Source organism: Solitalea longa (genome assembly GCF_002920915.1).
Classification (GTDB): domain Bacteria; phylum Bacteroidota; class Bacteroidia; order Sphingobacteriales; family Sphingobacteriaceae; genus Solitalea; species Solitalea longa.
Window position 1 is genome coordinate 157,922 of record NZ_PQVF01000007.1, and the last position, 25,859, is coordinate 183,780.

Genomic DNA, 25,859 nt, shown 5'->3' on the forward strand with positions numbered 1-25,859 from the left:
GCTTGTATTAGGCTAGTTAATAAATGACGCGATTTAGTGAACAATATCTTTATAATGATTAAAAAGTATTGTATAACTCTAAAACGTATTGCTATGAAAAAATTAGTGATTTCATTAACCGGAGGGCTCTTTTTCTATCTCAGTTTGATAAACAGCTCTAATGCCCAGGTTATTTTACCAGAAGTAACTGTTACAGGCTCAAACAGCTATATTACTTTAAATGAAAAATTGTATAAGACGTTTAATCACATATTTAAAGAAGCTTCGGATATTAAATGGTATGGGGTTGATAAGAATTTCGTTGCCAAGTTTATGATGAACGAGCAAAAAAATCAGGTAGCTTTCACTAAAAACGGTACGATGATATACCATCTGACTTATGGATTTGAAAAAAATTTGCCCAAGGATGTCAGAGCACAGGTAAAAAGAAGATATTTCGATTATACTATTATGTCTGTTGTAAATTTAAAACAGGACAATAGGAATATCTGGTTGATAAATTTGCACGATGCAGTAAATATAATCGGTCTAAGAGTTGAAGATGGTAGTATGGATGAAATGGAAAAGTACTTTAAACAAACTAATGAAGCTGTTGCAGCCTATAAATGAAAGAATTTTAGATTTACGATTGTAGGTTTGGGAGAATTGTACTCTTAAATTCTACAATCGTAATTCAATAATTCCCCTAAATAGCGTACTTCTCAATGATCCAATCAGGAATAACTTCTGACCTTCCGCTTTTTGTGTTTACCATAGTATAGTCGAACCATCCGCTTGAGCACAATTTGCCGGTTTTATTACGATGAATTTCAAACCCAACTTTCAAATCCTTTTTTGCAATACTGATGATCCAGGTTTTAACGGTAAAAACATCCCCAAGTAATAAAGGACGTTTGTACTCAACATAAGCAGTATTTATTACCCAACCGTAGTTCAAAGCCAGAAACTCTTCCATGGGCATTTTATAAAATCGTTCCATCTGATCATAACGGGCAGCCAATACATAATCGAAATATTTGCTGTTATGAACGTGATTGTTCATATCGATATCATCAGGACGGACCTTCAGTTCACTTTCAAAGGCTGAATATTGTTTTTCACTCATGGTTCAATTTTTCTGAATTGCAAAATTAAGGGAAAAGCAGGAGAGAATTTTTGACTTTGGAATTTTATTAATGAGAATGTTTTTTTAGAACAATTACTAGTTACAATAAAGGTTAATATTATTTGGTTGAGAGCTTAAATAAGTAGTTATCCCAAAAAGAAGTCCGATCTTAAAAGGTCGGACTTTTGTAGTTATTATTGGGTATAAGCCTGTTTCGCTTTGGTAGCTCATCGTATTGAGCTGATGGATTAGGATTTAGACGACATCAGTCAATGCGATTAAATTGGTTGTAACATGGCTTCCATGGTGTTACTATGCTTTTTATTAGTTGGTTTTACGGAGTAATGATCTATTGATTTGGGTATGAATAAGTAATTGCATGATTCTAATGAGAGTGATAATTCTTCAACCTGTTGTATTGTCCGTTTATTAGCGATATTGTATACTGAATAATCTAGATCGGATAAAATTTCAAATATTTTTTGTGCAGAAAGTATCCGGAAATTTTTAACATCCTCAGCTTTGGAAGCTAAGGGAAGTATTTCGCATATAATATAGGGCTGATAGATACGGATGCTATCAACTAATCCGGCCAACACTTTGTATTCACCACCTTCAACATCTATTTTTATTAAACTTATTTCTTTGAGGTTTTCTTTAGCTATTAAATGATCGCCTGTTGTTGTTGGTACAACCACTTTCGAAGAATATTTGGTGTATTTCCTAAAAGAAGGTGTGGTGGTTGCAAGCAAATCATCCTGATATCTCATGAGTAACTCTGTTTCTCCTACTACGTCTGATAGTGCATAATTTATAATTTTTACACGTTTAAAATTATTCACCTTACATAGTGATTCTAAATAGTCAACACAAGATTTGTTTGGCTCAATTGCATAATACTTAACTTCAGGGTAGTAAGGTAAAGTTTTTAGTAATGTTTGGCCCACATTGGCTCCAATATCAATAAAAACACTATTGGGAGAAGATAATACCTTGGGGATAATTTCGTCAAACCATTTTTCATAATCATCGATGAAATTCATAGTCCCAATGCCATTTTTTAATAACACTGTAAAGCTGACGCCATTTTTTGTGATAGTTTTGGAATAATTTATTTTCTTAAACAGGCCATATAAAAATTTAAATGGTAAGAAACTTTCTGTTAGGAGGTTCCTCCCTAAAAAATGTGAAAATCTAAATTTGTGAAAAAAACTATATATCATATGAAATTTTTAGTTGAAAGTCATCCTTAAATTTTAATCTCGTTAGCGACTTTCAACATTGCCTTTGTTTTTCTTTTATATCAGTAATTAATCTTTTTTGCAAGGCTGCGAATGTACGTAAATTTGGATTGTTCTGTTATTTATTTGGCGACTACTCCTATCCATGAAAGGTTTGCAGTGCTAATGCTTTTGAGAACTCTAGTTTAAAGTGGTTTTTTTAGCAGAGATTTCCATTAAAGCTCTTGGATAGACTCTAGTTTTACTTACAATCCGTTTTTAAAATTTTCATGCCCTCAAATAATGATAATTATCATAAATACATGTATTTGATGGTTTTATTTTTACACTATTAAACTTAACCATTATAAACATGCTTATTCCCACAACAATAACCTGAAAAAAATGGCGGTTTTGAGCTCCATAAAAAACGAAAACAAGAACGATTAATTTCTAAGGATTAAACTAATATTTCGCTAACTTAATTTCTCACCCAATGCTTAGATCTCCATCCTCCAGACACGAGCACGAACAGTTATAATAAACAAAATCAAATTTTCATTGCATTACATCTTAAAACAGCCTAAAAATTCAATACTATGGAATGGTTTGAAACATTATTATTTAAAGATTCAGTTGCCCACAATGCCTTAGTTTTCAGTTTAACAATAGCTGTAGGAGTATTGTTGGGTCGCATAAAAATATTTGGAATTTCACTTGGGGTGACCTGGGTATTGTTTTCTGGTATATTTTTCTCGCATTGCGGTTTACTGGTTAATAAAGAGGTTGAACATTTTGTGAAAGAATTTGGCCTCATTTTATTTGTTTATACAGTTGGTCTTCAAGTGGGCCCGGGTTTTTTCTCTTCATTAAAAAAAGAGGGCCTAACGTTTAATTTACTTGCACTTAGCATAGTATTACTCGGAGGCCTGGTTACACTTGGTTTACACTTTCTAACAGGTCAACCATTACACGTGTTAACCGGTATCATGTCTGGGGCAGTAACCAATACACCCGGTTTAGGTGCCGCACAACAGGCCATAAGGGATGTACACGAAGCTGCAGCGCCAGAAATGATCAATAAACTTAACCTTGGCTATGCAGTGGCTTATCCGTTTGGGGTAATTGGATTAATTTTAGTCTTGATATTTATTCAAAAGGTCACAAGAGTCAACTTAAAAAAGGAATACGAAGATTATAACCAAAAAGTGGCCGACCATGCCGAGGCGTTAACCACTTTACATGTTAAACTAGAGAACCCTAATTTCTTTAATAAACCGCTTAGCACCTTGTTTAAACTTTTAAACCTGCAATTTGTAGTTTCAAGGCTCAAACAAGGGGACGAGGTCATTACGCCAAACATTACCACCATATTGCACGAAGGGGATGTGTTAATGATCGTTGCTTCAAAAGTTGATTTACCCCGCCTATCGCTTATTGGTACCCAGGTGAATGAAGATCTTAAACAGGTTAAAAGCAATATGGTTGCCGAGCGTATTGTTGTTACCCAAAAGGAAGCCACTCATAAACCTATTAAAGAACTGGTTTTAAAAGAAAAAGGCTATTACAATATTACCCGTATCAACAGGGCCGGAATAGAATTTATTGCAACCGGCAGCTCAACCCTGCAAATGGGTGATGTTTTAACGGTAGTAGGAGATGCCGCCTCCATTAGTAAGTTCGGTAAGCTGCTTGGTAATTCTTTAAAACGACTCGATCATCCAATGCTTGCACCGATATTCTTTGGTATTTTATTGGGTATAATAGTTGGAAGCATCCCATTTGCCATTTCGGGTATGCCTGCTCCTATAAAAATAGGTCTTGCCGGCGGACCACTTATCATTGCGCTGATACTTAGCCGATTTGGTGCACGTTTTCACATTGCCACCTACGTTACTCATAGTGCCAATCTGATGTTACGCGAAATTGGAATTGTGCTCTTTCTTGCCAGTGTAGGATTATCTTCGGGTGAACATTTTGTTGAAATACTTTCGGAAGGGGATGGTTTAGCTTGGATGGGCTATGGCGTCATTATTACCGCTGTTCCTTTGCTTATTGTGGGTTTAATTTCAAGATTTATATTCAAGAAAAGCTTTTTTGAAATTTCGGGATTGCTGTCAGGTGCATCAACTGATCCTCCTGCATTAGCGTTTGCATCTCATACCGCACGATGCGATGCTCCGGCTGTAACATATGCTACTGTTTACCCGCTTACAATGATTCTCCGCATTTTAGTTGCACAGCTTTTAATTGTATTATTCTAAAGAAAACCCAAACTACTATAACATAGAGTGGCCCGACCAGTTGTATTACAATTGGCCGGGCTGTTTTATAATGTCTTCAATAATTTAACTTGTATCACCTTTTTTACGCCTATAACCATTTCAATTCCAATCAAATAATTCAATTATGATTTTTGTCATAGGTCGAAAATATATGTAGCGCTATTTTTAGCCTATCTAATTATTGATTACTAAACTCATTAATATTGAAGAAGGTTTTTACACTTATCTTTCTTATTGGCGGAGCATTAACGGTACAAGCTCAAAATATTCAACTTTCGGCAGAATATCGCCCACGTTTTGAATACAGAGACGGTGCATGGAAAATGCGTCCGGCAAATGATGTTGCAGATAACCCGGCAGCTTTAATTTCGCAACGGGCTCGTTTAAATTTCAACTTTACTGATAAAAGTTCGAAACTGAAACTAGGAGCTTCTCTGCAGGATGTGCGAACCTGGGGAAGTGCAGCCCAATTAAATGTGAATAATCCGAATAGCTTTGATATTCATCAGTTTTGGGGGGAGATCCTATTTACAGAACGTTTCTCTTTAAAAGTAGGCCGACAAGAATTAGCGTATGACAATCAGCGGATCATTGGAGCCGTAGATTGGACACAGCAAGGACGAGCTTTTGATGCAGCTGTTTTAAAATATGAAGACAATACGAAGAACTTTAAAGTGCATGCGGGGCTTGGTTTAAATACAAAAGCCGACACATCCGCTATAAAACAATCGTATACAGGTATCAATAATTATAAAACGATGCAATATCTGTGGGCGGGTAAAAAATTCTCTGATAAACTAAACGCCAGCTTTCTCTTTTTAAACAATGGGATGGAATATACCCGTTCCGGAGGTTCTGAATTAGTAGCCGATGACCGTAGGGTGGCTTACAGTCAAACTACAGGTTCGAGGATTGAGTTTCGGCCAGCCAAATTTGGCGTTAATTTAGAAGGATACTATCAAAGCGGTAAAAACAGTAAAAACATTAGTCTTTCGGCATGGCAGTTAAATCCCGAAGCGTTTATAAAACTTAACAATGATTGGTCGATGGTAGGCGGAGCAGAATGGCTATCCGGTACCGACCAGGATAATACCGATGGAAAGGATCATTCATTTAGCCCATTGTACGGAACTAATCATAAGTTCAACGGGTACATGGATTATTTTTATGTGGGTAATCGCTTATTAACAGGTAAAACAGCTGTTGGTTTGGCTGATTACTATTTGGGAGCAAGATATGCTAAAAATAAATTCAATACGGAGTTAACCTTCCATCAGTTTAATGCGATGGCCACTGTTTTAGATCCCTCATTACAAAAAATGGAAAGTAATTTAGGTATTGAGGGAGATTTAGCTTTAGGTTATAAATTAACTGAGGCTATAGCATTCCAAGGTGGATTATCGTTCTATTCGGGAACTTCAACCTTGCAACAATTACAGGCAGGAAGCGATCATACTAAACTCAACTCCTGGGGATGGTTGCAAATTAATATCAAACCAACATTGTTTAACTACAGCAAATAAAAACAGCCAGATATATAACAGAAAAGAGGTTCCTAAGGGAACCTTTTTTATTTATTTCTTATCGGAATAATTAGCATCCAATCAGCGACATACTTTCATATTTTGATAATTCCTTTTTTTGAACAGCTTCGAAACCGTTGTCAGGTTTGTTTAAAACGCCATGTTGTATGGTATTGATAAGATGTTTTTCACTGTATTTAAGCCATAAATACCTCCCATTCAAAAAAATAGGCTCAACAAATCCGATATTAATTAAAAAAAACACCAATGAAATATCAAAATGAAATTACGCCCGTAAAGGATATGAAAAAATCATGATAAAACCTGGTAGTTTTAACAGACTTTCATGTTTTACCAAAGGAAGTCTGTTTTTTTTAAGAAATATCGATTTATAATTATAAATTTCAATTCACAAACTGCATCAGAATACTAGATTTGTGATATGAATTATCAATTATGCTTACTTTTTTTCATTGTTGCCTTGGTTTATTCAACAGCAGGCTTTGGCGGCGGTTCCAGTTATATTGCCATCCTAACATTGTTCGGCATTAATATGTACCTGATGAAATCAACAGCCTTGCTATGCAATATTGTTGTAGTAACCGGAGGGGTCATTACCTTTTATAAACAAGGATTTTTACCCTTAAAAAAGGCATTCTGGCTGGCAATAGTAAGTGTTCCGCTGGCCTTTTTAGGTAGCTGTATTCCTTTAAAAGAACACGTTTTCTTCTTGATTTTAGGAACGGCCCTGATAATTTCAGCCACTTTAATGTTCTATCGTTTATTTCCTATAGCTCAAAGGAATGAAGCGCCAAGTGACGACCATTCTATCGCAAAATTTAGTATTGCAGGTGGTTTTATAGGAGGTTTAAGCGGGATGACCGGAATAGGAGGAGGGATCTTCCTCTCTCCATTATTAAAACTTGCCAATTTCGACACGGCAAAAAACATAGCCGGATTGAGCAGCTTCTTTATCCTGGTAAATTCAGCAGCAGGATTATTGGGCCAGTTTTCAAAGAATCAGTTAAATTTTAATGCTTCTTTTACCGTACCATTGCTTTTTAGCGTTATTGCAGGTGGACAAATTGGAACACAGCTAAGCGCAAAAAAATTCAGCGAAAAATGGGTAAGTGTGGTAACGGCTTTATTGGTTGCTTATGCAGGAATTAGGTTGCTGATGAATGCAAAAGCGTAAACTTGAAATTATGGATCAGCATATTTTACTATTCGGTGCCACCAAAGACATTATTGGCTCATCAATCTATTCTATAAATGATTCTTTTAAAACTGTCGGAGAATTAAGAGAGCATTTGTACAAGCAATTCCCATCATTGGAAAAACTCAATTCACTAATGATCGCAGTAAACATGAATTATGCAGAAGATCTGCTTGAACTTAAAGCAGGAGATGAAATTGCATTGATCCCACCAGTTAGCGGAGGTTAAGTATGATCAAAATTGAAGAAAACATCAACGTTGAACAAGTAATCCAATCAGTGAGTAAATCTCAGTATGGAGGCACAACCGTTTTTATTGGAACTGTACGGGTTCATACCAAAGGCCAAAGAGTATTAAAACTTCATTTTGAATGTTATGAGCCAATGGCTTTACGGGAAATGGAGAAAATTGAAAGACAGGCTAAAGAAAAATTCGACATTCAGGAAATGAGCATTCACCATGTTGTAGGTGAAAAATTACCGGGCGAAAAAGTAGTGGTTATCGCGGTTGCCGCTTTTCACCGTAAGGCTGCATTTGAAGCTTGCGAATATGCAATTGATACCCTGAAAGAAACCGTTCCGATCTGGAAAAAAGAGTTCTTTGAAAACGGAAGCGTTTGGGTGGCAGCCCATCCCTAATTCAACATTTTGATCACTTGCTGCATTTCTTCAGGTGTATTGGCGTTTAATTGTTCATCCGGCATTTGATTAACCAATAATTCAATTTCGGTCGACAGAAGCGTTTTCCGCGGACAGTTCAATCCATCAGCCACGTTTTCAGTAAGCAGGTTTAATCCCGAAGGCTCCCAAATGGCAATTAAGGGTTCAGGTAAATTGTTTACCGGGCTGATGAAGGAAGTAGCACTTTTTTGTTGATCTCTCTTTTCAATCAAATAACGTAGCGATTGATCGGTTAAAAGTGGCAGATCACAAGCAATTACCATCCAAGCCGCATCAGGCAACAGTTGATGAGCACTGATAAGGCCAATACTGGGTCCGCTGCCTTCAATAGCATCTTCGATCAATTTATAATCACCTAAAAAAACCTGTTTTTGATCAGTCCGGCATGAAATGTAAACATCATTAACCAAAGGTTTTACCAAATCATATAAATACAGCCATTGAGGGATATTTTGATGGTAAGAAATCACGAACTTATCCATTTGCATTCTACGGCTATACCCCCCACAAAGGATAAGCGCGTTTAAAGGAGTTTTATTTTCGTTCAAAATCATTTTTTCCACCGGTTTTACCCATAAGTTTTGTTTCTTTTATGATCATATCATGCGAAAATGCCTTGCACATATCATAAATGGTTAATGCCGCCACGCTCGCGCCTGTTAATGCTTCCATTTCAACACCCGTTTTTCCGGTTGTTTTCACAGTGCAGTTAACAATTGCTTCATTTTCTTCGACATGGATAGTTATTTTACAGTTTTCGAGCAACAAGGTGTGACAAAGCGGAATTAAATCGGGAGTTTTTTTGGCAGCCATTATCCCAGCAATGATCGCTGATTGAAAAACCGCTCCTTTTTTTGAAATAATATCTCCGTTTGTAAAATGAATCAGCACTTCTTCGGGTAAAAAAACTTTTGATTGGGCTGTTGCAATACGAGTGGTTATGTTTTTGGATTCAATATCGACAATGGTTGCCTGGTTATTTTCATCCAAATGGGTGAATGTTTTTGTTTGCGTTGTCATCGATGTAAATTTACAACTCTCATTTTTAATAAATAGAAATTCATAATATATGTTATCCGTATCCGAAGCCTTTAATATTGTTTTAGAAACCGTAGTTGATTTTGGAACTGAACACGTTGAAATTACGCAGGCAAATGGCCGGATTTTAAGAGAGAGCATAATTGCTGATCGTCCTTTTCCTCCGTTTGACAGGGTTACTATGGACGGAATCGCCATCAGTTTCAGCGATTATGAAAGAGGTAAAAAAGTATTTAACATTGAAGCTTTACAGGCTGCAGGCATGCCTGCTAAAACACTCCGTAATGGATGTATTGAGGTGATGACTGGAGCCATATTGCCCGAAAACACCGATACCATTATTCCTTATGAAGATATTTCGCGGCAAGAAAATTCCTTTGTTATCGACAAACCCATTAAAAAAGGGCAAAATATCCATTTAAAAGGTAGTGATGTGGTGATTGACGCCATTATGCTACTTCCGGGTATTAAAATCACAGCAGCTGAGATAGCTGTTTTGGCAACAGTAGGGAAGACCAAGGCACTTGTAAGTCGCTTGCCCAAAGTTGCTTTGGTTGCCACCGGTGATGAACTTGTTCAAATAGACCAAACACCATTGCCACACCAGCTGCGTATGTCAAATGTTTTTGCAATGCATTCCTTGCTTTTAAATCTGGGAGTAAATGCCAGTATCCATCATTTAATAGATGAAAAGGAAGTATTACAAAAATCGTTTACCGAATTGTTCGCCTCAAATGATATGATCATTTGCTCGGGCGGGGTTTCGGCGGGCAAGTTTGATTACATACCGGAAGTATTAAAGGGATTAGGAGTAGAAACTCGGTTTCATAAAGTAAAACAACGCCCCGGTAAACCGTTGCTATTTGGCGTTTCAGCTCAAAAGGTTCCTTTTTTCGGATTGCCGGGAAATCCGGTATCTGGCTTTATGTGCATGTGTCGTTATGTATTACCGTGGATCAAGAAATCCATGAAAATGAATTTAGAAAAGCCTACTCATGCAATTTTAAACATCGATTTTAAGTTTGATAAGCCACTGACTTTTTTTCTACCTGTTAAAACAGAAACTTCAAATGATGGTTATTTACTGGCTGATCCGGCAGCCACCAATGGTTCGGGTGATTTTGCCACTTTAACCAGTGCCAATGCATTTATGGAATTACCCGAGGATAAGGACGAATTCAAGGCAGGAGAGGTCTATTCTGTTTGGTTTTATAAATAAATTTTGGAAGGAAATAAACGGGTTTATCAAGAGAAATAATAGATGCGGTAAAGGCATAGGCGAAATTTGTTTAGTTTTTTAAGCCACACTGGTAACACTTTTTTTCATCCAAAAATCCTGTTTAAATGGCCTAAATTCATTTTTACCAAAAATTGACATTAGAAATACCAACGTATATATTTTATACCTACATTTGCGCTCAGTCGATACATACCTATTTAGATCCTTCCAGTTAGTTTCATTCGTTAGAAAATTATCATTTTCACAACATAGATCCTTTGCTATGAATTTGTTTGAAACGAAAATATCCAAAGATATAATCATCCCCGTTACTATAATTTATTGTTTAATAATTATCACCTATATCCGTTCACCGATGTAATTCTTCAGACCTCAATTTTTCACACTTAAAACGATTCTTAAAATTTCCATTGCACAATCATTAAATAATTTCACAAGTAATTATTATAGAAAAATGAACTTCAAATTATCTAATATCAATCATGAGGAATTAAAAAAATGGGTAGATGAGATCATCACGCTTGTTGAACCAGAAAGTGTTTACTTATGTAACGGTTCTGCTGAAGAGTATGATTTAATGTGCAAGACACTCGTTAAGAAAGGGTCATTTATAAAACTTGACGAGAAAAAATGGCCAAATAGCTATGCTTGTTTTTCTGATCCAAGTGATGTGGCACGTGTGGAAGACAAAACATTTATTTGCTGCCGGACAAAAGAAAATGCAGGTCCTACCAACAATTGGATGGACCCAAGAGAAATGAAGGAAACCCTAAACGGTTTGTTAAAGGGATGCATGAAGGGACGTACGATGTATGTAATTCCATTCTGCATGGGCCCATTGGGCTCTCCTATATCAAAAATTGGAATTGAAATAACTGACTCTGAATATGTTGTTGCCAATATGCATATTATGACCCGGGTAGGGGAACAAGTATTGCAGCAATTAGGCACTGATGGTGAATTTGTAAAATGTTTGCATACGGTTGGAGCTCCTTTAGAAAAAGGTCAGGAAGATGTTAAATGGCCATGTAATCCTACAACCAAATACATAGTACATTATCCTGAAGAAAGATCTATCGTTTCTTACGGTTCGGGATATGGAGGTAATGCATTATTAGGAAAAAAATGCCTGGCGCTTCGCATTGCTTCAGTAATGGGTAAAGAAGAAGGCTGGTTGGCTGAACATATGTTGATCTTAGGTTTAGAAGATCCTAAAGGTAGGAAAACCTATGTTGCGGCTGCTTTCCCAAGTGCATGTGGAAAAACCAATTTCGCTATGCTTATTCCACCGGTTGAGTTTGAAGGTTGGAAAGTAACCACCGTGGGCGATGATATTGCCTGGATAAAACCTGCTCCTGATGGCAAACTATATGCTATAAATCCAGAATATGGATATTTTGGAGTTGCTCCGGGAACGAACAATAAAACCAACCCGAACGCGATGAAAGCACTAGGCAAAAATGCTATTTTCACTAACGTTGGGGTTACACCGGATGGTGATATTTGGTGGGAAGGTTTAACAGAAACTGCGCCTGATGGGGTTATTAACTGGCAGGGACAAAAGCATGATCCTTCTAGTGGCAAACCGGTGGCGCATCCAAATGCCCGTTTCACGGCTCCTGCATCACAATGCCCTTCAATTGATCCAGATTGGGAAAAACCGGAAGGCGTTCCTATTGCAGCCTTTATTTTTGGAGGTCGCAGGGCTTCAACTGTTCCTTTAGTTTACCAAGCCTTTAACTGGAATTTTGGAGTTTATCTTGCTTCAACTATTGGTTCTGAAATGACTGCCGCTGCTTTCGGTGAAATTGGAAAGGTTCGTCGCGATCCTTTTGCTATGCTTCCTTTCTGCGGATATCATATGGGCGATTATTTTAATCATTGGTTACAACTTGGCCGTAGTTTACCTAATGCTCCTCGCGTTTTCTGCGTAAACTGGTTTAGAAAAGATAAAAATGGCAAATTTTTATGGCCGGGATTTGGCGAAAATATGCGTGCTCTTAAATGGATAGTTGACCGTGTAAACGGTGACGCAAGTGCTGTTGAAAGTCCTATTGGATGGATGCCTCGCTATGAAGACATGGATTGGCAAGGTTTAGATTTCTGTCGGCATGATTTTGAAGTGATTATGGAAGTCGACAGGGAAGCCTGGAAAAACGAAATTGCACAACAAGAAGAGTTATTCCTGATGATGTACGACAAACTTCCTAAAGAGTTTATCTTCATGCGAGAACTGCTATTGTCGCAATTATGGCGTTCACCTGAACATTGGGGATTACAGCCAGAAGTGGTTTAAGTTTTATATTTTAAAATAGAATTGAGAGCCGGATGAAATCATTCGGCTCTTATTTTTTGCTTTTTTCAACCTGATTAAACTCAAAATGAAATAAATAGGTTGAAACATCAGAAAAACACCATCTGATGATCAGGATATATTATTTTTGGGACCGGAAGTTTGGTTGAAATACGTGGGGCAGATTGAAATTATACCCCATCTTCTAATCGTACTATCAAACGACTTTGAATTAAATTAAATAGATGAGTAATAATCAACCCCATTTACGAACCGTTAACGTTACCCGTTATATTGCGCCGCTGAGGGAGGGGGGCTCCCTGCCTGCAATTGCCGAGGCCGACGATGACTTTTTGTATGTATTGAAGTTTAAAGGAGCCGGACAAGGCCCCAAAGCGCTTATTGCCGAATTAATTGGTGGCGAAATTGCTCGTTTATTGGGCTTTAAAGTACCGGAGCTGGTTTTCGCCAATTTAGATGAAGCATTTGGTCGTACTGAACCCGATGAAGAAATTCAGGACCTGTTAAAAGCCAGTGAAGGTTTAAACCTGGCCTTGCATTATCTTTCGGGAGCCATTACATTCGACCCAACTGTAACAACCATCGATTCAAAACTGGCCTCTCAAATAGTATGGCTCGATTGCCTGCTCACCAATATGGATAGAACCGCCAGAAACACCAATATGCTCATGTGGCACAAGGAACTTTGGCTCATTGATCATGGGGCATCACTATACTTCCATCATTCGGGTTTAAACTGGAAAGAACAAGCATTGAAGCCATTTTCATTAGTAAAGGATCATGTTCTGTTAAACTATGCTTCAGAACTTGAGGAAGTTGATAAAGCCTTTAAATTGATATTAACTGATGAAAAGATCCATTCCATTATATCTCTGCTTCCTGATGAATGGTTAACCGAACGTTCATTTGAAACCGCAGAAGAACAACGTGAGATGTATTTCCAGTTTTTATCATTGAGAGTAGCTAATTCCGAAATTTTTATAAATGAAATCAACCATGCAAGAGAAACAGTTATATGAGTATGCCGTGATTCGCGTGGTTCCCAGGGTAGAGCGTGATGAATTTTTAAACGTTGGCCTTATTTTATATTGCGCGAAGCAAAAGTTTTTAAAGGCCAAATTCGAGTTAGATCACAAGCGCTTAGAATCGGCATTTGGTAAACTCGATTTTGATGAGCTTGAAAACAACTTATGCTCGTTTCAGCGCATTAGTGAAGGAGGAAAAAGCGGTGGACCGATTGCCCTGTTGGATATGCCTTCGCGTTTTCGCTGGTTAACTGCTAAAAGAAGTACGGTGGTTCAAACGTCGCGGGTTTGTACAGGCCTAACCTTAAACGTTGACAATACCTTTGAGAAACTTTATAGCGAACAAATATCAATAGAAAAATAAATAATTGCCCCTATTAATCTTTTCAAGAAGGAGGTTGAAACTTTACTTTTTATTAAAACAAAACTATATTCACTTATTAAAACCGAACAAGCTCTTATACGTTAATTAATTAATAATTAGAACTGTTATGCATCATTCATCTCATGATCATAAACCGAAAAACAGTGGTAATTTTTTGGTAGGTAAAGAATTCAGCGGATCCTTTTTCACCATTTTTATTATTTCATTAATAGTAATTTTTGGACTGGCTTATTTTTTAGGTTGGATATAGTTACTGTTTTTTATTTTACTACCAATATTGTGTTTAGCCTGGTTATCTTTGCGCATCATTAATTAAAGATTACATGTTAACACATCACGTACTTTTTTGGCTTAAAGCTGATACTACTGACGAGCAAAAAGCCGCTTTCCGTAAAGGATTAGAATCACTTGAAAAAGTAGAAACTATTAAATCGATTTACATAGGTACACCAGCTCCTATAGAGCGTGCGGTTGTTGATACTTCATATACTTTTTCATTAGTAATTGTGTTTGAAGATTTGGCCGGACATGATGTTTACCAGGTTCACCCTATACACAAAGCATTCCTTGAAGAATTCAGAGTGTTTTTTGAGAGAGTGGTGATCTACGACGCAGAATAAAAGATTCATAAAAAAAAGAGCTCCGAATTGGAGCTCTTTTTTTAGTCTCGAACAGCTTTCAAATAAGAAAAGACAAGAAGTTCTGGCTTTAACGTTTTATAATCTACTTTCGACTCATCACTATCTAAAGTAAATTCCACTTTTTGCTTTTGTGTACCCCCAGCTGGTATATCTTCAAAAAATACAATTCCATTAACACTCTTCTCACCGTTATATTCAGACTGGATAGTTAAAACAGCTAAATCATGTCCCGAATTATTGGTAACGGTTACATATCCTTCTGCATAAACGTAAGTAACTCCCTTGACAGTTTCTTTAAAAGTGTCATTATTAGGAGGCGGCATATACTTTTGAGCATAAGCCGAACCGGAAATAAACAACAGGATGAAAACGATTTGGAGTAAGTGTTTTTTCATAAAATTCGTTTTTGGGTTATTGCAAATATGATAATTCCCATGCACTTTGGTAAGCATTATTTGTTTGCACATGCTCTAAAAATGCGGCATAAAACGGATGAGAAGAAAGAGTGGCGCTGTCGCCAATGATCAGTAATTTCTTTTTAGCTCTTGTCATGGCCACATTCATTCTGCGTGTATCACCCAAAAAACCGATCTCATTCTTATCATTACTTCTTACTAAACTGATAGCAATCAGATCGCACTCTTGTCCCTGGAAACCATCAACCGTATTGAAACGAATTTTTTCTCTAATTGAACACAGCTGATCAAAATTCTCGACCTGCTCTGACAAGTAAGCAACCTGCGCTTTGTAAGGTGAAATAATACCGATACGCTTTATCCGTTCAAACTTTTCTGCATCATTCAAGCTAAACTGCTGCACAAAATCATTTAAATAGCTCAACAGCAATATTCCTTCCTCAGGATTAAAAGCACTTCTTGAATTCTCGATTTTCTCATCAAACCCGCATCCGGCAGTGTCTATAAACAACAAGGTGTTTTCATCATTTGCAAATAACCTGTGATCGACAACCGAATCAGCAGCCACTAGTTTACCATGATAAAATTGCTGGTTCGAAAACTCCATTATTGCTTTGTGCATTCGGTATTGAACATTTAATAAAGAATCAACCTGTTGGCGTTTAATTGTCTTTTCAAATAGGGTAGTATTCAATCCCTGCTTACCGGCTTCAAATGATTTTACCGTTGGAGGCAATTGAAAGTGGTCACCGGCCATAATTACCCTTCCGGCTTTCATGATCGGGATCCAACAAGCAGGTTCAAGTGCTTGTGCAGCTTCATCAATAAAAACTGTTTTAAAGGTCCGATCTTTTAACGTTTGATTATTAGCACCAACCAAGGTACAGGCAATTACCTGCGCTTCCGAAAGTATATCACTTATAATGTAATCTTCCAGTTTTATGGCTTCCTGCTTTAGCGAACGGGCTTCATTAAATAATAGCTGGCGCTGGCGGCTTTCTTCTTTACCAAAGTTACGCTTGTATTTAAAGGCAAGGCTCCTGAATTCTTCAGCCTTTTTACGGATGTTCTTTATATCATTGAAATACTCGTGTTGCGTAATTTTATTGTCGATAACCAAATCGGCAAGGTGATCACCAACACGGGCCGGATGCCCAATACGAACCACATTCAGTCCTTCAGCATCTAAACGTTCACATAAAAGATCCACGGCTGTATTGCTGGGAGCGGTAACCAAAACCTGTTTTTCCAGTAATGTTACCTGCTTAATTGCTTCAACAAAGGTGGTGGTTTTACCTGTACCCGGCGGACCGTGAACAATGGCAACATCGTTAGCACTTAAAATTTGCTGAATAGCCAGCTGCTGTGATTCATTTAGCGCATTCTGAAGAGGAGAGGAGCTGATAGTAGAAAAACCGGCAGGAGAGTGGCCCAGAAGAATCTCCCTTAATTCAGATAGGCGGTTATTTTGAGCATCGGCTACCAGGCGTAAGGTTTCATCCATTTCCTTATAGGATGTTTCATCAAACAATAAATCGACACCAATTTTACCTTGGTTGATCCATTCTGGTAATTCGTCTGCATTTAAATAAATGCGTAATTTATCCTTAACAGCAGTTCCAATAACGCCTTCAGTACGTTGCTTTGAAGCCTGATTATTTACATTTGAAAATAAAGAGGCTCTTTTACCGGTTTGCAGTTGATGATCGGTTCCTTTAGCTGTGGTTCGTTCAATTTCCACAAAAACCTGCTCACCACGACCATAACCTGTTTGCGTAATAATTACCGGATACCAGCTATTGCCATTTTTTACCCGCTCACCAATTTCTGATTCAATCACAAATTTCCGGTATAGCTGTAAATCTTCTTCTTTTTCAATTTTAAGCACTTTACGCAAATGCTTTAACTCCTCAATGGCCGTCATTAGCTGGTTTTAATTTAACGGAGGCAAAGATCATGATTTTTCGTTAACCAAGGGTAGAGCTAGTGCGGTTAATTCAGATCAATACTATTAGAATTATGGTTTCTAAGGAATTTTGAAACAATTGAATATTTAGGTTGAAAAGTTATTTTTGAGGAACAGAAGTCTATAATCAACTAAAATTAATGAATAACCGTTCATCTATATTAAAACAGATAGTGACCCAAAACCATTTAATTGAGTTTTAATGACAAAAGAGCAAGCAATAAAAGAACTAACAATTATTTCAGGGGTTGGTAAGTCATTGGCTAATGACCTTTGGAATATTGGTATTAAATCAATTGCCGACTTGAAAGGACAAAATCCTGATAAACTGTACGAACTTTCAAACGCTTATGCAGGAACGGTTCAAGACAGATGTGTTTTATATGTTTTCAAATGTGCAGTTTACTTTGCAAACACACCGATGGATGAACACGAAACAGAAAAACTAAAATGGTGGAATTGGAAAGACAAGAAAACCGGAACACATAAGTAGGGGAACCTAAAACTATCAATGGCTTCAAACAAAATCAACCATATAATAGAGTAAATAATCGAATTGTCAGGTTTTGTTATATTCTATTTAACATAATGTTAATTATAGGAAAAATATAATTTTTTCGCTTTAGAGGATTATATACATCTTATAAAACAACAAAACCCCAATTTCTTGGGGTTTTGTTGTTTTATAAGATTTTATCTAGTTTTCAACCACTTGGGCTTTCTTGCGTTCTTTAAAAGATTCTCGTGGTGTTAATCCCAACGTTTCGAACATTTGCATGTCTTCATTAAATGTTGGGTTTGGTGTAGTCAATAATTTTTCACCGGCAAAAATTGAGTTGGCTCCAGCCATAAAACATAAAGCCTGATCAGATAAACTCATTTCGGTACGACCGGCGGATAAACGAACTACAGACTTAGGCATAATAATACGTGCGGTTGCAATCATTCTAACCATATCCTGAATTGGAACTCGTGGACGATCTTCCATTGGCGTTCCTTTTACCGGTACCAACGCATTGATTGGAACTGATTCAGGATGTTTTTTCATTGTCGACAAAGTGTGCAACATTGAAATGCGGTCATCAGTAGTTTCACCTAAACCAACAATACCACCTGAACAAACAGAAATTTTAGCTTTACGAACGTTTTCAATCGTATTTAAACGATCATCGAAGCTACGGGTGGTAATAATACGTTTATAATCGTCTTCTGAGGTATCTAAATTGTGATTGTACGCATATAAACCTGCATCGGCCAAACGCTGAGCCTGGTGTTCGTTTAACATACCTAAGGTACAGCAAACTTCCATATCCATCTCATTTACAGCCTTCACCATATCCAATACACGGTCGAAATCACGGTTATCACGTACTTCGCGCCATGCAGCACCCATACATAAACGTGATGCGCCGCCTTCCTTAGCCTTTTTAGCCGCGTTTACTACCTGATCAACCTGCATTAATGCTTGTACTTCAACATCAGTATGGTAACGTGCCGCTTGCGGACAGTATGAACAATCTTCGGGACAACCTCCTGTTTTAATCGAAAGCAAACTGCTGATCTGAACTTCTGCGTAATCTTCGTTCTCACGGTGAATGGTTGCCGCGCGATAGATCAGGTCCATCAGTGGAGCATTATATATTTCTGCAATTTCTTCTTTCGTCCAGTTGTGTCTAACTTCTGTCATAATTGAAACTCTTTAGATAAATTTGGTTTATGAAACAGCCCTTTTAAGCTTATCAGAACTGTTTTTGGTTTATAAAGTTCAGGGTTCAAGTATAATAAAAATCTACCGCTGGTTAAACTTCGATTTACGGATAATCTCTAAGGCTCGGTTGCCATGGTTAAACAAAAGATCCACTATACTCAGATCCTCTATAAATCCATGTTGAGTTGAAAAAACCTGGTAATATTCTTCCGTAGTATATAAGGCTTCGGCTTTAGGATCTAAGGATGAACGCAAATCAGTAACCTCCCCTTGCGGGTCTTTAATAAACTCAGTGGTAAAACTGTGTTTTTTCTCCAATTTTAAGCTTTTGAACAAAAATTCGCTTAACCCTTCGTTAAAATCTAGCAGATAATCATAGCGTTTTTCATAAAACGGACGCAGATCATCCTCATAAAATTCGAAATAAGCCGAACTACGATAACCACTTTCCAATGATTTCCAGTGGATTTTTTGCCAATTGGCATCGTAGCTAATCTTTACATCTTTAACGATCGTGTGATTTTTTGAACCCTTAACTACAGGAATAGACATGGATAATAATCCATTGGGCGAATACAGGTGTGTACGGTTTCTGTAGGTTTGCTTCGGGAAATGTTCGAACTTTTCAACTTTAATTTCTTGTCCCTGATGATGTATAAATGCTGCAAACCAGCTTATTGGCGCTAAATAACATGTAGGGAGAATTAATCCTTTTTCCATTGGCTCAAAAATAGAAAAAATAGATTTAGCAAGCATTTAATAATGGATTTGATCTTTTAATTAATAAATAGCGAATACTATTTGGATTAGTATATATTTGACGAAATGAAATCGCATATGTTGAAAAGATTTGTGTTTACGTTAGCGTTGCCGGTTATATACTTGTTTGCTTTCCTCCCCTTTCCAGTATTGTATTTACTTTCTAACTTTCTGAAAGTTATTGTTTTTGATCTTATAGGTTATCGAAAACAAGTGATTTTTACCAACCTGCGTAATAGTTTTCCAACCAAATCAGAAGATGAAATTTTACTGATTGCTAAGCAGTTTTACAGAAATTTTTGCGACTTATTGGTAGAGGCCATCAAACTAAGTGTGATTTCAGAAAAGGAACTGGTTAAGCGTATCAAGATTATTGGATATGATAAAGTAGAGGCATTTCATCAACAAGGGCGCAGTAGCATTATATCTGTAAGTCATTGTGGAAATTGGGAGTACGGGCCGCTTATTCAAGGGCATGTTTCATCAGTACCCTCAATGATTGTTTATAAAACAATTAAAAATCAACCTGTTGATGCATTTGTAAAAGGCATTCGCTCAAGATTTGGGTCCATTTTGGTACCTAAAGAAAATACTTTACGAAAAATTGCCGAGTTAAAAGGGAAACCTTGGCTTTTGGTATTAGCAGGTGATCAAAAACCCGGAGGTAAAAGTTCACCTTTTTGGACTTACTTTCTTAATCAGGAAACGAATGTATTTTTAGGGGTTGAAAAAATTGCAAAGTCTACCAATAGTGTTGTTTTTTATTGTGATATCCGCCGGTTAAATCGAGGTTATTATGAAGCCGAATATTCTTTACTTACCGATTCACCAAAAGAAATGGAAGAATTGGCTATAACTAAAATGCATTTAAAGGCATTGGAAGAGGCTATAAAGAAAAACCCATCAAATTGGTTATGGTCACACCGCCGCTGGAAATCAAAACGACCTCAAAATATAACTTTAGACACGATGATACCTGAATTTGCATCTTAAGAATGCTTCAATATTAATATTGTTACCGTTTGAATTAAATTTAAACGGTTTAAATAATTTGATATTAAGTTTGAAATAATCGTTTTGCCTTATATTTGCTGCAACAAAAGTTAACAGCATTGAACAAAGTCGCTTATTACATTTCTCTTCCTGTTTTATATTTAATCGCACTTCTCCCCTTTCCGGTATTATATCTTTTATCCGATTTCCTGAAAGTTATTTTGTTCGATTTAATTGGGTATCGAAAAAAAGTAATTTTAACTAACCTTAGAAACAGTTTTCCTCATAAAAGCGTTGATGAGATCAACCAAATCGCAACGAAGTTTGCAAAAAACTTAAGCGATATGATGCTTGAAGGTGTGAAAATGCTCACACTTACTAAAAAGCAATTACACGAACGTTTCGTTATAACAAACCCCGAATTACTTTTAAACTACCAGAATCAGGGCAGAAGCGTAATTGGCGTTGTTGGCCATATGATAAACTGGGAATGGGCCGGTTTTATACAAAGCAGCTCCTCTCCTTTTCCTACCATAATCGTTTATAAACCATTGCAAAACGATCATTTTGATCAATTGGTCTATAAAATGCGTGCGCGTTTCGGCGCCGTTCTGGTAGCCATGAAATCTACTTTCAGAAAACTAACGGAATACAAGAATAAACCCTACATATTGGTTTTGGCGGGAGATCAGTACCCTGGAAAGGGTGATACTAAATATAAAACCACCTTTCTTAATCAACCGACCTATGTTTTTTTAGGCACAGAACGCATTGCTCAAATGACCAATAGTGTGGTAATTTTTTGTGATATCAGAAAAGTAGCTCGTGGCCGTTACGAGGTTACCTTTATTCCCTTGACCGAAAATCCTAAAGAAACTGCCGAAAATGAAATTTCGGAAATGCATATTAAATACCTTGAAAAGGTGATCGGTGAACAGCCTGAGATCTGGCTTTGGTCACACCGAAGATGGAAATAAGCTTTTAATATGAAAATTAGTTGATTTGAAAATAAATCAAATTGCTGATTAAATAATCCTTCATCAATCGTAATAACACATAGATTATCTTAATGCAACCTAAAGTAGCGGTAGTCATTTTAAACTGGAACGGTCAGCGTTTTCTCGAGCAATTTCTTCCTTCGGTAATTCAATCTACTTATCAAAATTTGGAAATTGTTGTAGGCGATAACGCCTCTTCAGATGATTCAGTTGAGTTCGTTAAAGCATATTACTCGCAGGTTACCATTATTGAAAACGATAAGAATTACGGTTATGCCGGTGGCTATAATAAAATACTGTCAAGGGTTGAAGCTGATTATTTCGTATTACTAAATTCTGATGTAGAAGTTGTTCCTTCGTGGATTGAGCCAGTGATCAGCTTAATGGAAGGTGATAATTTGATTGCCGCAGCACAGCCAAAATTAAAGGATTTTAAACGCAAAGATCATTTTGAGTATGCAGGTGCTGCCGGTGGATACCTTGATAAATACGGATATCCTTTTTGTAAAGGACGTATTTTTGATTCCCTGGAAAAAGATAATGGCCAATACGAAACCGCTGATGAGATCTTCTGGGCTTCCGGAGCGGCTTTATTTATCAAAAGAAACTGTTTTGATTTAGTTGGAGGTTTAGATGCTGATCTGTTTGCGCACATGGAAGAAATTGACCTCTGTTGGCGCTTGAAGAACCTGGGTTACAAGGTAGTTTATTGCCCTCAAAGTGTGGTTTACCATGTTGGCGGAGGAACCCTGCAAAGTGAAAGTCCGTTTAAAACCTACCTAAATTTCAGAAACAATCTGGCCATTCTTTGCAAAAACCTGCCTTCGGATAAGGTTTTTTGGATCCTGTTTATTCGATTCTGGCTCGACTTTTTGGCCTTGTTAAAATTTATTGCCGGTGGAAAGTTTAAAAGTGCCTTTTCAATCAATAAAGCTCATACACAATTTTTATTGCATTTGTCAACCTGGACAAAGAAACGCAACTCTGTTAAATCGCAAAAGCCCAATACAAATGGCTTATGGGAAGGCAGCATTGTTTGGGCTTATTTTGCACGAAAGAAAAAAATATTTACTGAGCTTTAATCAGTGTTTACCGAATTGCTTGTATAAATACTTAATCACATCAGTAGTGGTTACTATTCCACTTAATCCATTTTCATCCACTACGGGAAGTGCGTGAAATTCTTCGTGAATAAAAATTTCTGCTATTTCTTTAATTGATGCTGTTGATAATACTGTACGAGGTTTGGAAGTCATTACCTGCGGAATGCTGAGCATATCCAAAACTGCCTGATCCGAATCCTCCTGGTTATCGAACAAGGTACCAAACGTTAAACGGTTGATATCTGTTCTACTAATGATCCCACTTATCTCTTTTCCATTTTTAACAGGTATATGCCTGATATTATGTTTACGGAGGAGTTCAATTACCCGGCTTAATCCATCTCTTTCATCTACAGTTATAACGGTTTTCGTCATAATATGACTGATTGATTCACTTTGATTCATAAAGGCCTCCTTTTTGATACTGCAAAATTGAAGCAAATTGCTAAGCTGATAAATGATTTTAATCATTTTAATTCTTCAATATTTTTCATTATCTATTGATAATAAATTAATTGCAATAGAATATAGAAAAAATCTATTTTATTATAAAAACTATTGATTTGATTGATATTTGAACAAACCACACCTTTGTGCCATCAAAAAGGAAAACATTTTAAAAAATTAAGAAAAAATGCAAAACAGAATTTTATCAGTAGGTTCACAATTCCCAGAGTTTAAAAAACAAGCAGTAGTATCAATTGAAAAAGGCAGCGAATTTTATGACATCACTTCACAAGATCATATCAATGCCAATCAATGGATGGTAATGTTTTGGTGGCCAAAAGATTTTACGTTCGTATGTCCTACTGAAATTGCTGAATTCAACAATAAGTACCAGGATTTTAAAGATCGTGATGCACAATTGATCGGTGCTTCTACCGATAGTGAGTTTGTTCATCTTGCCTGGAGAAAAAACCATGATGATTTACGCAATTTGAAGTTCCCAATGCTCGCTGATACTTCAAAATCATTGGCTGAAGAATTAGGAATTTTAGAGGCTGAAGAAAAAGTGGCCTACCGTGTTACCTACATCGTTGATCCACATGGAACTATTCGTTGGGTTAGCTTAAACGATTTAAGTGTTGGTCGTAATGTTTCAGAAGTTCTTCGTGTGTTAGACGCTTTACAAACCGATGAACTTTGCCCTTGTAACTGGACTAAAGGCGAAGAAACCATTAAAGCATAGTTAGTTAGTTAGATAATTATATTTTGTTGCACATAGCACGTTGATTTATATCAACGTGCTTATTTCCAACCAATTACCACTCATTATTAATTTTCCTCATTTTATATGATCGCTATACAAAACGAAACACTTGCTTCATTATTTGAGCAATTTAACATTGATCAGGATAATGTATCTGTTGAGTTATTGAAACTTGCTGATACTGACAGCCGTTATCTTAAAGATCTTAAGATCAATGTTCAGAATGCACTTAATTACGCTAATTTAAATAAGAAAGAAAGTGCATTAATTGCTCTTTCAGTTGCCTACAATGAAAAAAACACCGTATTAATTCCGGTATTTGAACAAATGGCCACTGAAAACGGAGCAACTGCCGAAGAAATTGGCGAAACAGTAGCGGTAGTTTCAATGATGAATGTTAACAATGTATTTTATCGTTTCCGTCATTATACTAACAAAGATTATTACAATCAAACCCCAGCCGGTATTAAAATGAGTGTGATGATGAACCCGGTTTTAGGTAAAGAGTTTTTTGAATTGATGAGCCTGGCAGTATCTGCGGTTAATGGTTGCGAAATGTGTGTTAATGCTCACGAAGATTCAGTTCTTAAACATGGCAGCACCCAAGCCCGTGTTTATGATGCCATCCGCTTAACGGCTGTTATTAAAGGATTTGCAGCTATTATTTAGCATTTTAATTGACAATTATACAAAAGTAAAGCGCATTGATTTGAACCAATGCGCTTGTTTTATTTTAAGCCATTCTTGTTTGCATTAACCCGGTATCCAATTCTTCGATGTTTGTGATCTTTTGGTCGCTTTGTTTGGTGAAATGAGCAAGGTCTTCGGGTTTTAAATAAGCCATCCATTCAGAATTCCATTCAGTTAAAAGCGGGCAGAATAATGTTTTACGGATAACATTAGTAGTTACATTTTTGGGCTTATAGGTATAATCATATTTGTGCGCATATTCAAAGCACGAATAATGGATATATTCATTGGTTACCGCTCCTCGTGCCCTGTTTCTATTAATATCCCTAATTTTTTTACGCATCATATGATAAATCCCGGTTATGGAATTCCTGACTTTATAATCGCCTTTGAATAACTGGTTCTCTATGTATTGTTCATTAAAGGAGAGTGTGGCTCCTTTGGCTTTTTCGATCATCCATTTCAAGGTTATATCGCTTAAACCCGATTCTTTATAGCCTCCCCCCACATTGCTATGCACCCCCGGAAACCACACTTGCTCCAATTTTTGGGGATGACTTGGGTCGTTTGCCACGGTTTTACTTTGTTCCCATAAAGTTGGAGCAAAGGCCTTACGCCTTTCGTCGATAGCCAGCGCATGATAGGCAAATAGCACTTTACTACTTAATGTAACGTCATGAAACTCGAGTTTTCTGTTAAACCATTTGAATAGATAGAGTGGAACACCTAAGGCCCCTACTGTATCCCAAATACCGATAAATTTGATGAAAGGCTCTTCTATGCAGAAATTATTCTTAAAGAAAACAGCATCCTCGCTGTCAGGGTCTTTCTTTTTACTCTTTGACCGATAAAGCTTATATGCCTCATCCACTTTATTAAAGTATTCGGGCTTTAGTACACCACTATTTCTTACTAAACCGGCAAGACTCCGAGCCGTATAGGCTCCCCTGCTAAAGCCGAAAAGGTAGATCTCATCGCCTTTTTCATAATTGCCTATCAGAAATTTATAAGCTTCTTTAATATTGTTGTCGATGCCTTCTCCCGTGGCCCCTCCCATTATCTTGTTAACAAGCCAACCGGAGGTACCCACACCTGAGATATAATACTTTAATTGGGCGATACCACTGTCATCATGTTGGGCAACTGACTCGTAGATCTTTTGAACATTGGTTCGTACCGCCTCCCCTTTGTCTACTGTTCCGGGTTCATTCCAGGTCCCATCACAGCAAATAATAATCCGTTTCATAGTAAACTATTATTTCAACTACTTAAATATCAGTATTTTAAATAATAAAAAACAAGGTATGAATACGTAAAGTCATGTTTTTAGCAAAAATTGACTA

The 25,859-nt window shown here is 37.0% G+C and carries 27 protein-coding genes; 17 read left to right on the forward strand and 10 right to left on the reverse strand.

Annotated features, from left to right (window positions below; translation table 11 throughout):
* The first annotated feature begins 93 nt into the window (after nt 1-93).
* The gene (locus C3K47_RS11200; protein WP_133159370.1) at nt 94-609 is read left to right on the forward strand and encodes a hypothetical protein; all 516 of its coding nucleotides are present in this window, start codon (nt 94-96) and stop codon (nt 607-609) included.
* A 76-nt stretch (nt 610-685) separates the two neighbouring features.
* On the opposite strand, the gene C3K47_RS11205 is transcribed toward C3K47_RS11200, so the two are convergent.
* Entirely contained in the window at nt 686-1,105 is a 420-nt protein-coding gene (locus C3K47_RS11205) for an acyl-CoA thioesterase (protein ID WP_103789229.1), read from the reverse strand.
* 278 nt (nt 1,106-1,383) lie between these two features.
* Entirely contained in the window at nt 1,384-2,328 is a 945-nt protein-coding gene (locus C3K47_RS11210) for an FkbM family methyltransferase (RefSeq protein WP_103789230.1), read from the reverse strand.
* Nucleotides 2,329-2,924: 596 nt separating this feature from the next.
* Here C3K47_RS11210 and C3K47_RS11215 point away from each other — a divergent pair.
* The 5 genes from C3K47_RS11215 to C3K47_RS11240 all read left to right on the forward strand — a co-directional run bounded on the left by C3K47_RS11215 (nt 2,925) and on the right by C3K47_RS11240 (nt 7,988).
* Nucleotides 2,925-4,589, forward strand: a complete 1,665-nt coding sequence (locus C3K47_RS11215) for a putative transporter (protein WP_103789231.1) — start codon at nt 2,925-2,927, stop codon at nt 4,587-4,589.
* 224 nt (nt 4,590-4,813) lie between these two features.
* On the forward strand, nt 4,814-6,133 hold the full coding sequence (locus C3K47_RS11220; protein WP_165784681.1) for an alginate export family protein: 1,320 nt from the start codon (nt 4,814-4,816) through the stop codon (nt 6,131-6,133).
* A 442-nt stretch (nt 6,134-6,575) separates the two neighbouring features.
* Complete coding sequence (locus C3K47_RS11230; RefSeq protein WP_103789234.1) at nt 6,576-7,328, forward strand: sulfite exporter TauE/SafE family protein; 753 nt, start codon at nt 6,576-6,578, stop codon at nt 7,326-7,328.
* Nucleotides 7,315-7,578, forward strand: coding sequence for a molybdopterin converting factor subunit 1 (moaD, locus tag C3K47_RS11235; protein WP_243392538.1), 264 nt, complete (start codon nt 7,315-7,317; stop codon nt 7,576-7,578). The genes C3K47_RS11230 and moaD overlap by 14 nt, the downstream gene beginning before the upstream one ends.
* A gap of 2 nt (nt 7,579-7,580) precedes the next feature.
* A complete protein-coding gene (locus C3K47_RS11240; protein WP_103789235.1) occupies nt 7,581-7,988 on the forward strand; it encodes a molybdenum cofactor biosynthesis protein MoaE in 408 nt (135 codons plus the stop codon).
* Here C3K47_RS11240 and C3K47_RS11245 read toward each other — a convergent pair.
* Together C3K47_RS11245 and moaC are read right to left on the reverse strand one after the other, a co-directional pair.
* Complete coding sequence (locus C3K47_RS11245; protein ID WP_103789236.1) at nt 7,985-8,584, reverse strand: NTP transferase domain-containing protein; 600 nt, start codon at nt 8,582-8,584, stop codon at nt 7,985-7,987. The genes C3K47_RS11240 and C3K47_RS11245 overlap by 4 nt on opposite strands.
* Nucleotides 8,565-9,050 (reverse strand): cyclic pyranopterin monophosphate synthase MoaC, encoded by a 486-nt coding sequence (gene moaC / locus C3K47_RS11250; protein WP_103789237.1) that lies wholly within the window; start codon nt 9,048-9,050, stop codon nt 8,565-8,567. Before moaC ends, C3K47_RS11245 begins: the two co-directional genes overlap by 20 nt.
* A 49-nt stretch (nt 9,051-9,099) precedes the next feature.
* Here moaC and C3K47_RS11255 point away from each other — a divergent pair, with 49 nt between their 5' ends.
* The 5 genes from C3K47_RS11255 (at nt 9,100) to C3K47_RS11280 (ending at nt 14,652) form a co-directional block, all read left to right on the forward strand.
* The gene (locus tag C3K47_RS11255; RefSeq protein WP_103789238.1) at nt 9,100-10,287 is read left to right on the forward strand and encodes a molybdopterin molybdotransferase MoeA; all 1,188 of its coding nucleotides are present in this window, start codon (nt 9,100-9,102) and stop codon (nt 10,285-10,287) included.
* A 475-nt stretch (nt 10,288-10,762) separates the two neighbouring features.
* Nucleotides 10,763-12,604 (forward strand): phosphoenolpyruvate carboxykinase (GTP), encoded by a 1,842-nt coding sequence (locus C3K47_RS11265; protein WP_103789240.1) that lies wholly within the window; start codon nt 10,763-10,765, stop codon nt 12,602-12,604.
* 242 nt (nt 12,605-12,846) lie between these two features.
* A complete protein-coding gene (locus C3K47_RS11270; RefSeq protein ID WP_103789241.1) occupies nt 12,847-13,641 on the forward strand; it encodes a HipA family kinase in 795 nt (264 codons plus the stop codon).
* Nucleotides 13,619-14,011 (forward strand): DUF3037 domain-containing protein, encoded by a 393-nt coding sequence (locus tag C3K47_RS11275; RefSeq protein ID WP_103789383.1) that lies wholly within the window; start codon nt 13,619-13,621, stop codon nt 14,009-14,011. The genes C3K47_RS11270 and C3K47_RS11275 overlap by 23 nt, the downstream gene beginning before the upstream one ends.
* 344 nt (nt 14,012-14,355) lie before the next feature.
* Nucleotides 14,356-14,652 carry a Dabb family protein gene (locus C3K47_RS11280; protein ID WP_103789242.1) on the forward strand — a complete coding sequence of 99 codons (297 nt, stop codon included), beginning with the start codon at nt 14,356-14,358 and terminating at the stop codon, nt 14,650-14,652.
* Between the two features lie 41 nt (nt 14,653-14,693).
* Here the strand turns inward: C3K47_RS11280 and C3K47_RS11285 are convergent, their stop codons facing one another.
* A complete protein-coding gene (locus C3K47_RS11285; protein ID WP_103789243.1) occupies nt 14,694-15,068 on the reverse strand; it encodes a hypothetical protein in 375 nt (124 codons plus the stop codon).
* 16 nt (nt 15,069-15,084) lie between these two features.
* A complete protein-coding gene (locus C3K47_RS11290; RefSeq protein WP_103789244.1) occupies nt 15,085-17,013 on the reverse strand; it encodes an AAA domain-containing protein in 1,929 nt (642 codons plus the stop codon).
* A 244-nt stretch (nt 17,014-17,257) separates the two neighbouring features.
* On the opposite strand from C3K47_RS11290, the gene C3K47_RS11295 reads away from it, so the two are divergent.
* Nucleotides 17,258-17,548: a helix-hairpin-helix domain-containing protein gene (locus C3K47_RS11295; protein WP_103789245.1), complete on the forward strand. Its 291-nt coding sequence runs from the start codon at nt 17,258-17,260 to the stop codon at nt 17,546-17,548.
* A 204-nt stretch (nt 17,549-17,752) separates the two neighbouring features.
* Here C3K47_RS11295 and bioB read toward each other — a convergent pair whose 3' ends face one another.
* Nucleotides 17,753-18,742, reverse strand: a complete 990-nt coding sequence (gene bioB, locus C3K47_RS11300) for a biotin synthase BioB (protein ID WP_103789246.1) — start codon at nt 18,740-18,742, stop codon at nt 17,753-17,755.
* Nucleotides 18,743-18,844: 102 nt separating this feature from the next.
* Entirely contained in the window at nt 18,845-19,483 is a 639-nt protein-coding gene (locus C3K47_RS11305) for a WbqC family protein (protein WP_103789384.1), read from the reverse strand.
* A gap of 117 nt (nt 19,484-19,600) precedes the next feature.
* Between C3K47_RS11305 and C3K47_RS11310 the strand changes: the two genes are divergently transcribed.
* The 3 genes from C3K47_RS11310 to C3K47_RS11320 all read left to right on the forward strand — a co-directional run bounded on the left by C3K47_RS11310 (nt 19,601) and on the right by C3K47_RS11320 (nt 22,595).
* Nucleotides 19,601-20,515: a lysophospholipid acyltransferase family protein gene (locus C3K47_RS11310; RefSeq protein WP_165784682.1), complete on the forward strand. Its 915-nt coding sequence runs from the start codon at nt 19,601-19,603 to the stop codon at nt 20,513-20,515.
* A 119-nt stretch (nt 20,516-20,634) separates the two neighbouring features.
* Nucleotides 20,635-21,492 carry a lysophospholipid acyltransferase family protein gene (locus C3K47_RS11315; protein ID WP_165784683.1) on the forward strand — a complete coding sequence of 286 codons (858 nt, stop codon included), beginning with the start codon at nt 20,635-20,637 and terminating at the stop codon, nt 21,490-21,492.
* 92 nt (nt 21,493-21,584) lie between these two features.
* On the forward strand, nt 21,585-22,595 hold the full coding sequence (locus tag C3K47_RS11320) for a glycosyltransferase family 2 protein (protein ID WP_103789249.1): 1,011 nt from the start codon (nt 21,585-21,587) through the stop codon (nt 22,593-22,595).
* Here C3K47_RS11320 and C3K47_RS11325 read toward each other — a convergent pair whose 3' ends face one another.
* Entirely contained in the window at nt 22,596-22,991 is a 396-nt protein-coding gene (locus C3K47_RS11325; RefSeq protein WP_243392539.1) for a CBS domain-containing protein, read from the reverse strand. It lies immediately after the preceding gene.
* A 259-nt stretch (nt 22,992-23,250) separates the two neighbouring features.
* On the opposite strand from C3K47_RS11325, the gene C3K47_RS11330 reads away from it, so the two are divergent.
* Both C3K47_RS11330 and C3K47_RS11335 read left to right on the forward strand, forming a co-directional pair.
* Nucleotides 23,251-23,805, forward strand: a complete 555-nt coding sequence (locus C3K47_RS11330) for a peroxiredoxin (RefSeq protein WP_103789250.1) — start codon at nt 23,251-23,253, stop codon at nt 23,803-23,805.
* A 105-nt stretch (nt 23,806-23,910) separates the two neighbouring features.
* A complete protein-coding gene (locus tag C3K47_RS11335; protein WP_103789251.1) occupies nt 23,911-24,495 on the forward strand; it encodes a carboxymuconolactone decarboxylase family protein in 585 nt (194 codons plus the stop codon).
* 64 nt (nt 24,496-24,559) lie between these two features.
* On the opposite strand, the gene C3K47_RS11340 is transcribed toward C3K47_RS11335, so the two are convergent.
* Nucleotides 24,560-25,762 (reverse strand): DUF2235 domain-containing protein, encoded by a 1,203-nt coding sequence (locus C3K47_RS11340; RefSeq protein WP_103789252.1) that lies wholly within the window; start codon nt 25,760-25,762, stop codon nt 24,560-24,562.
* Nucleotides 25,763-25,859 lie beyond the last annotated feature (97 nt).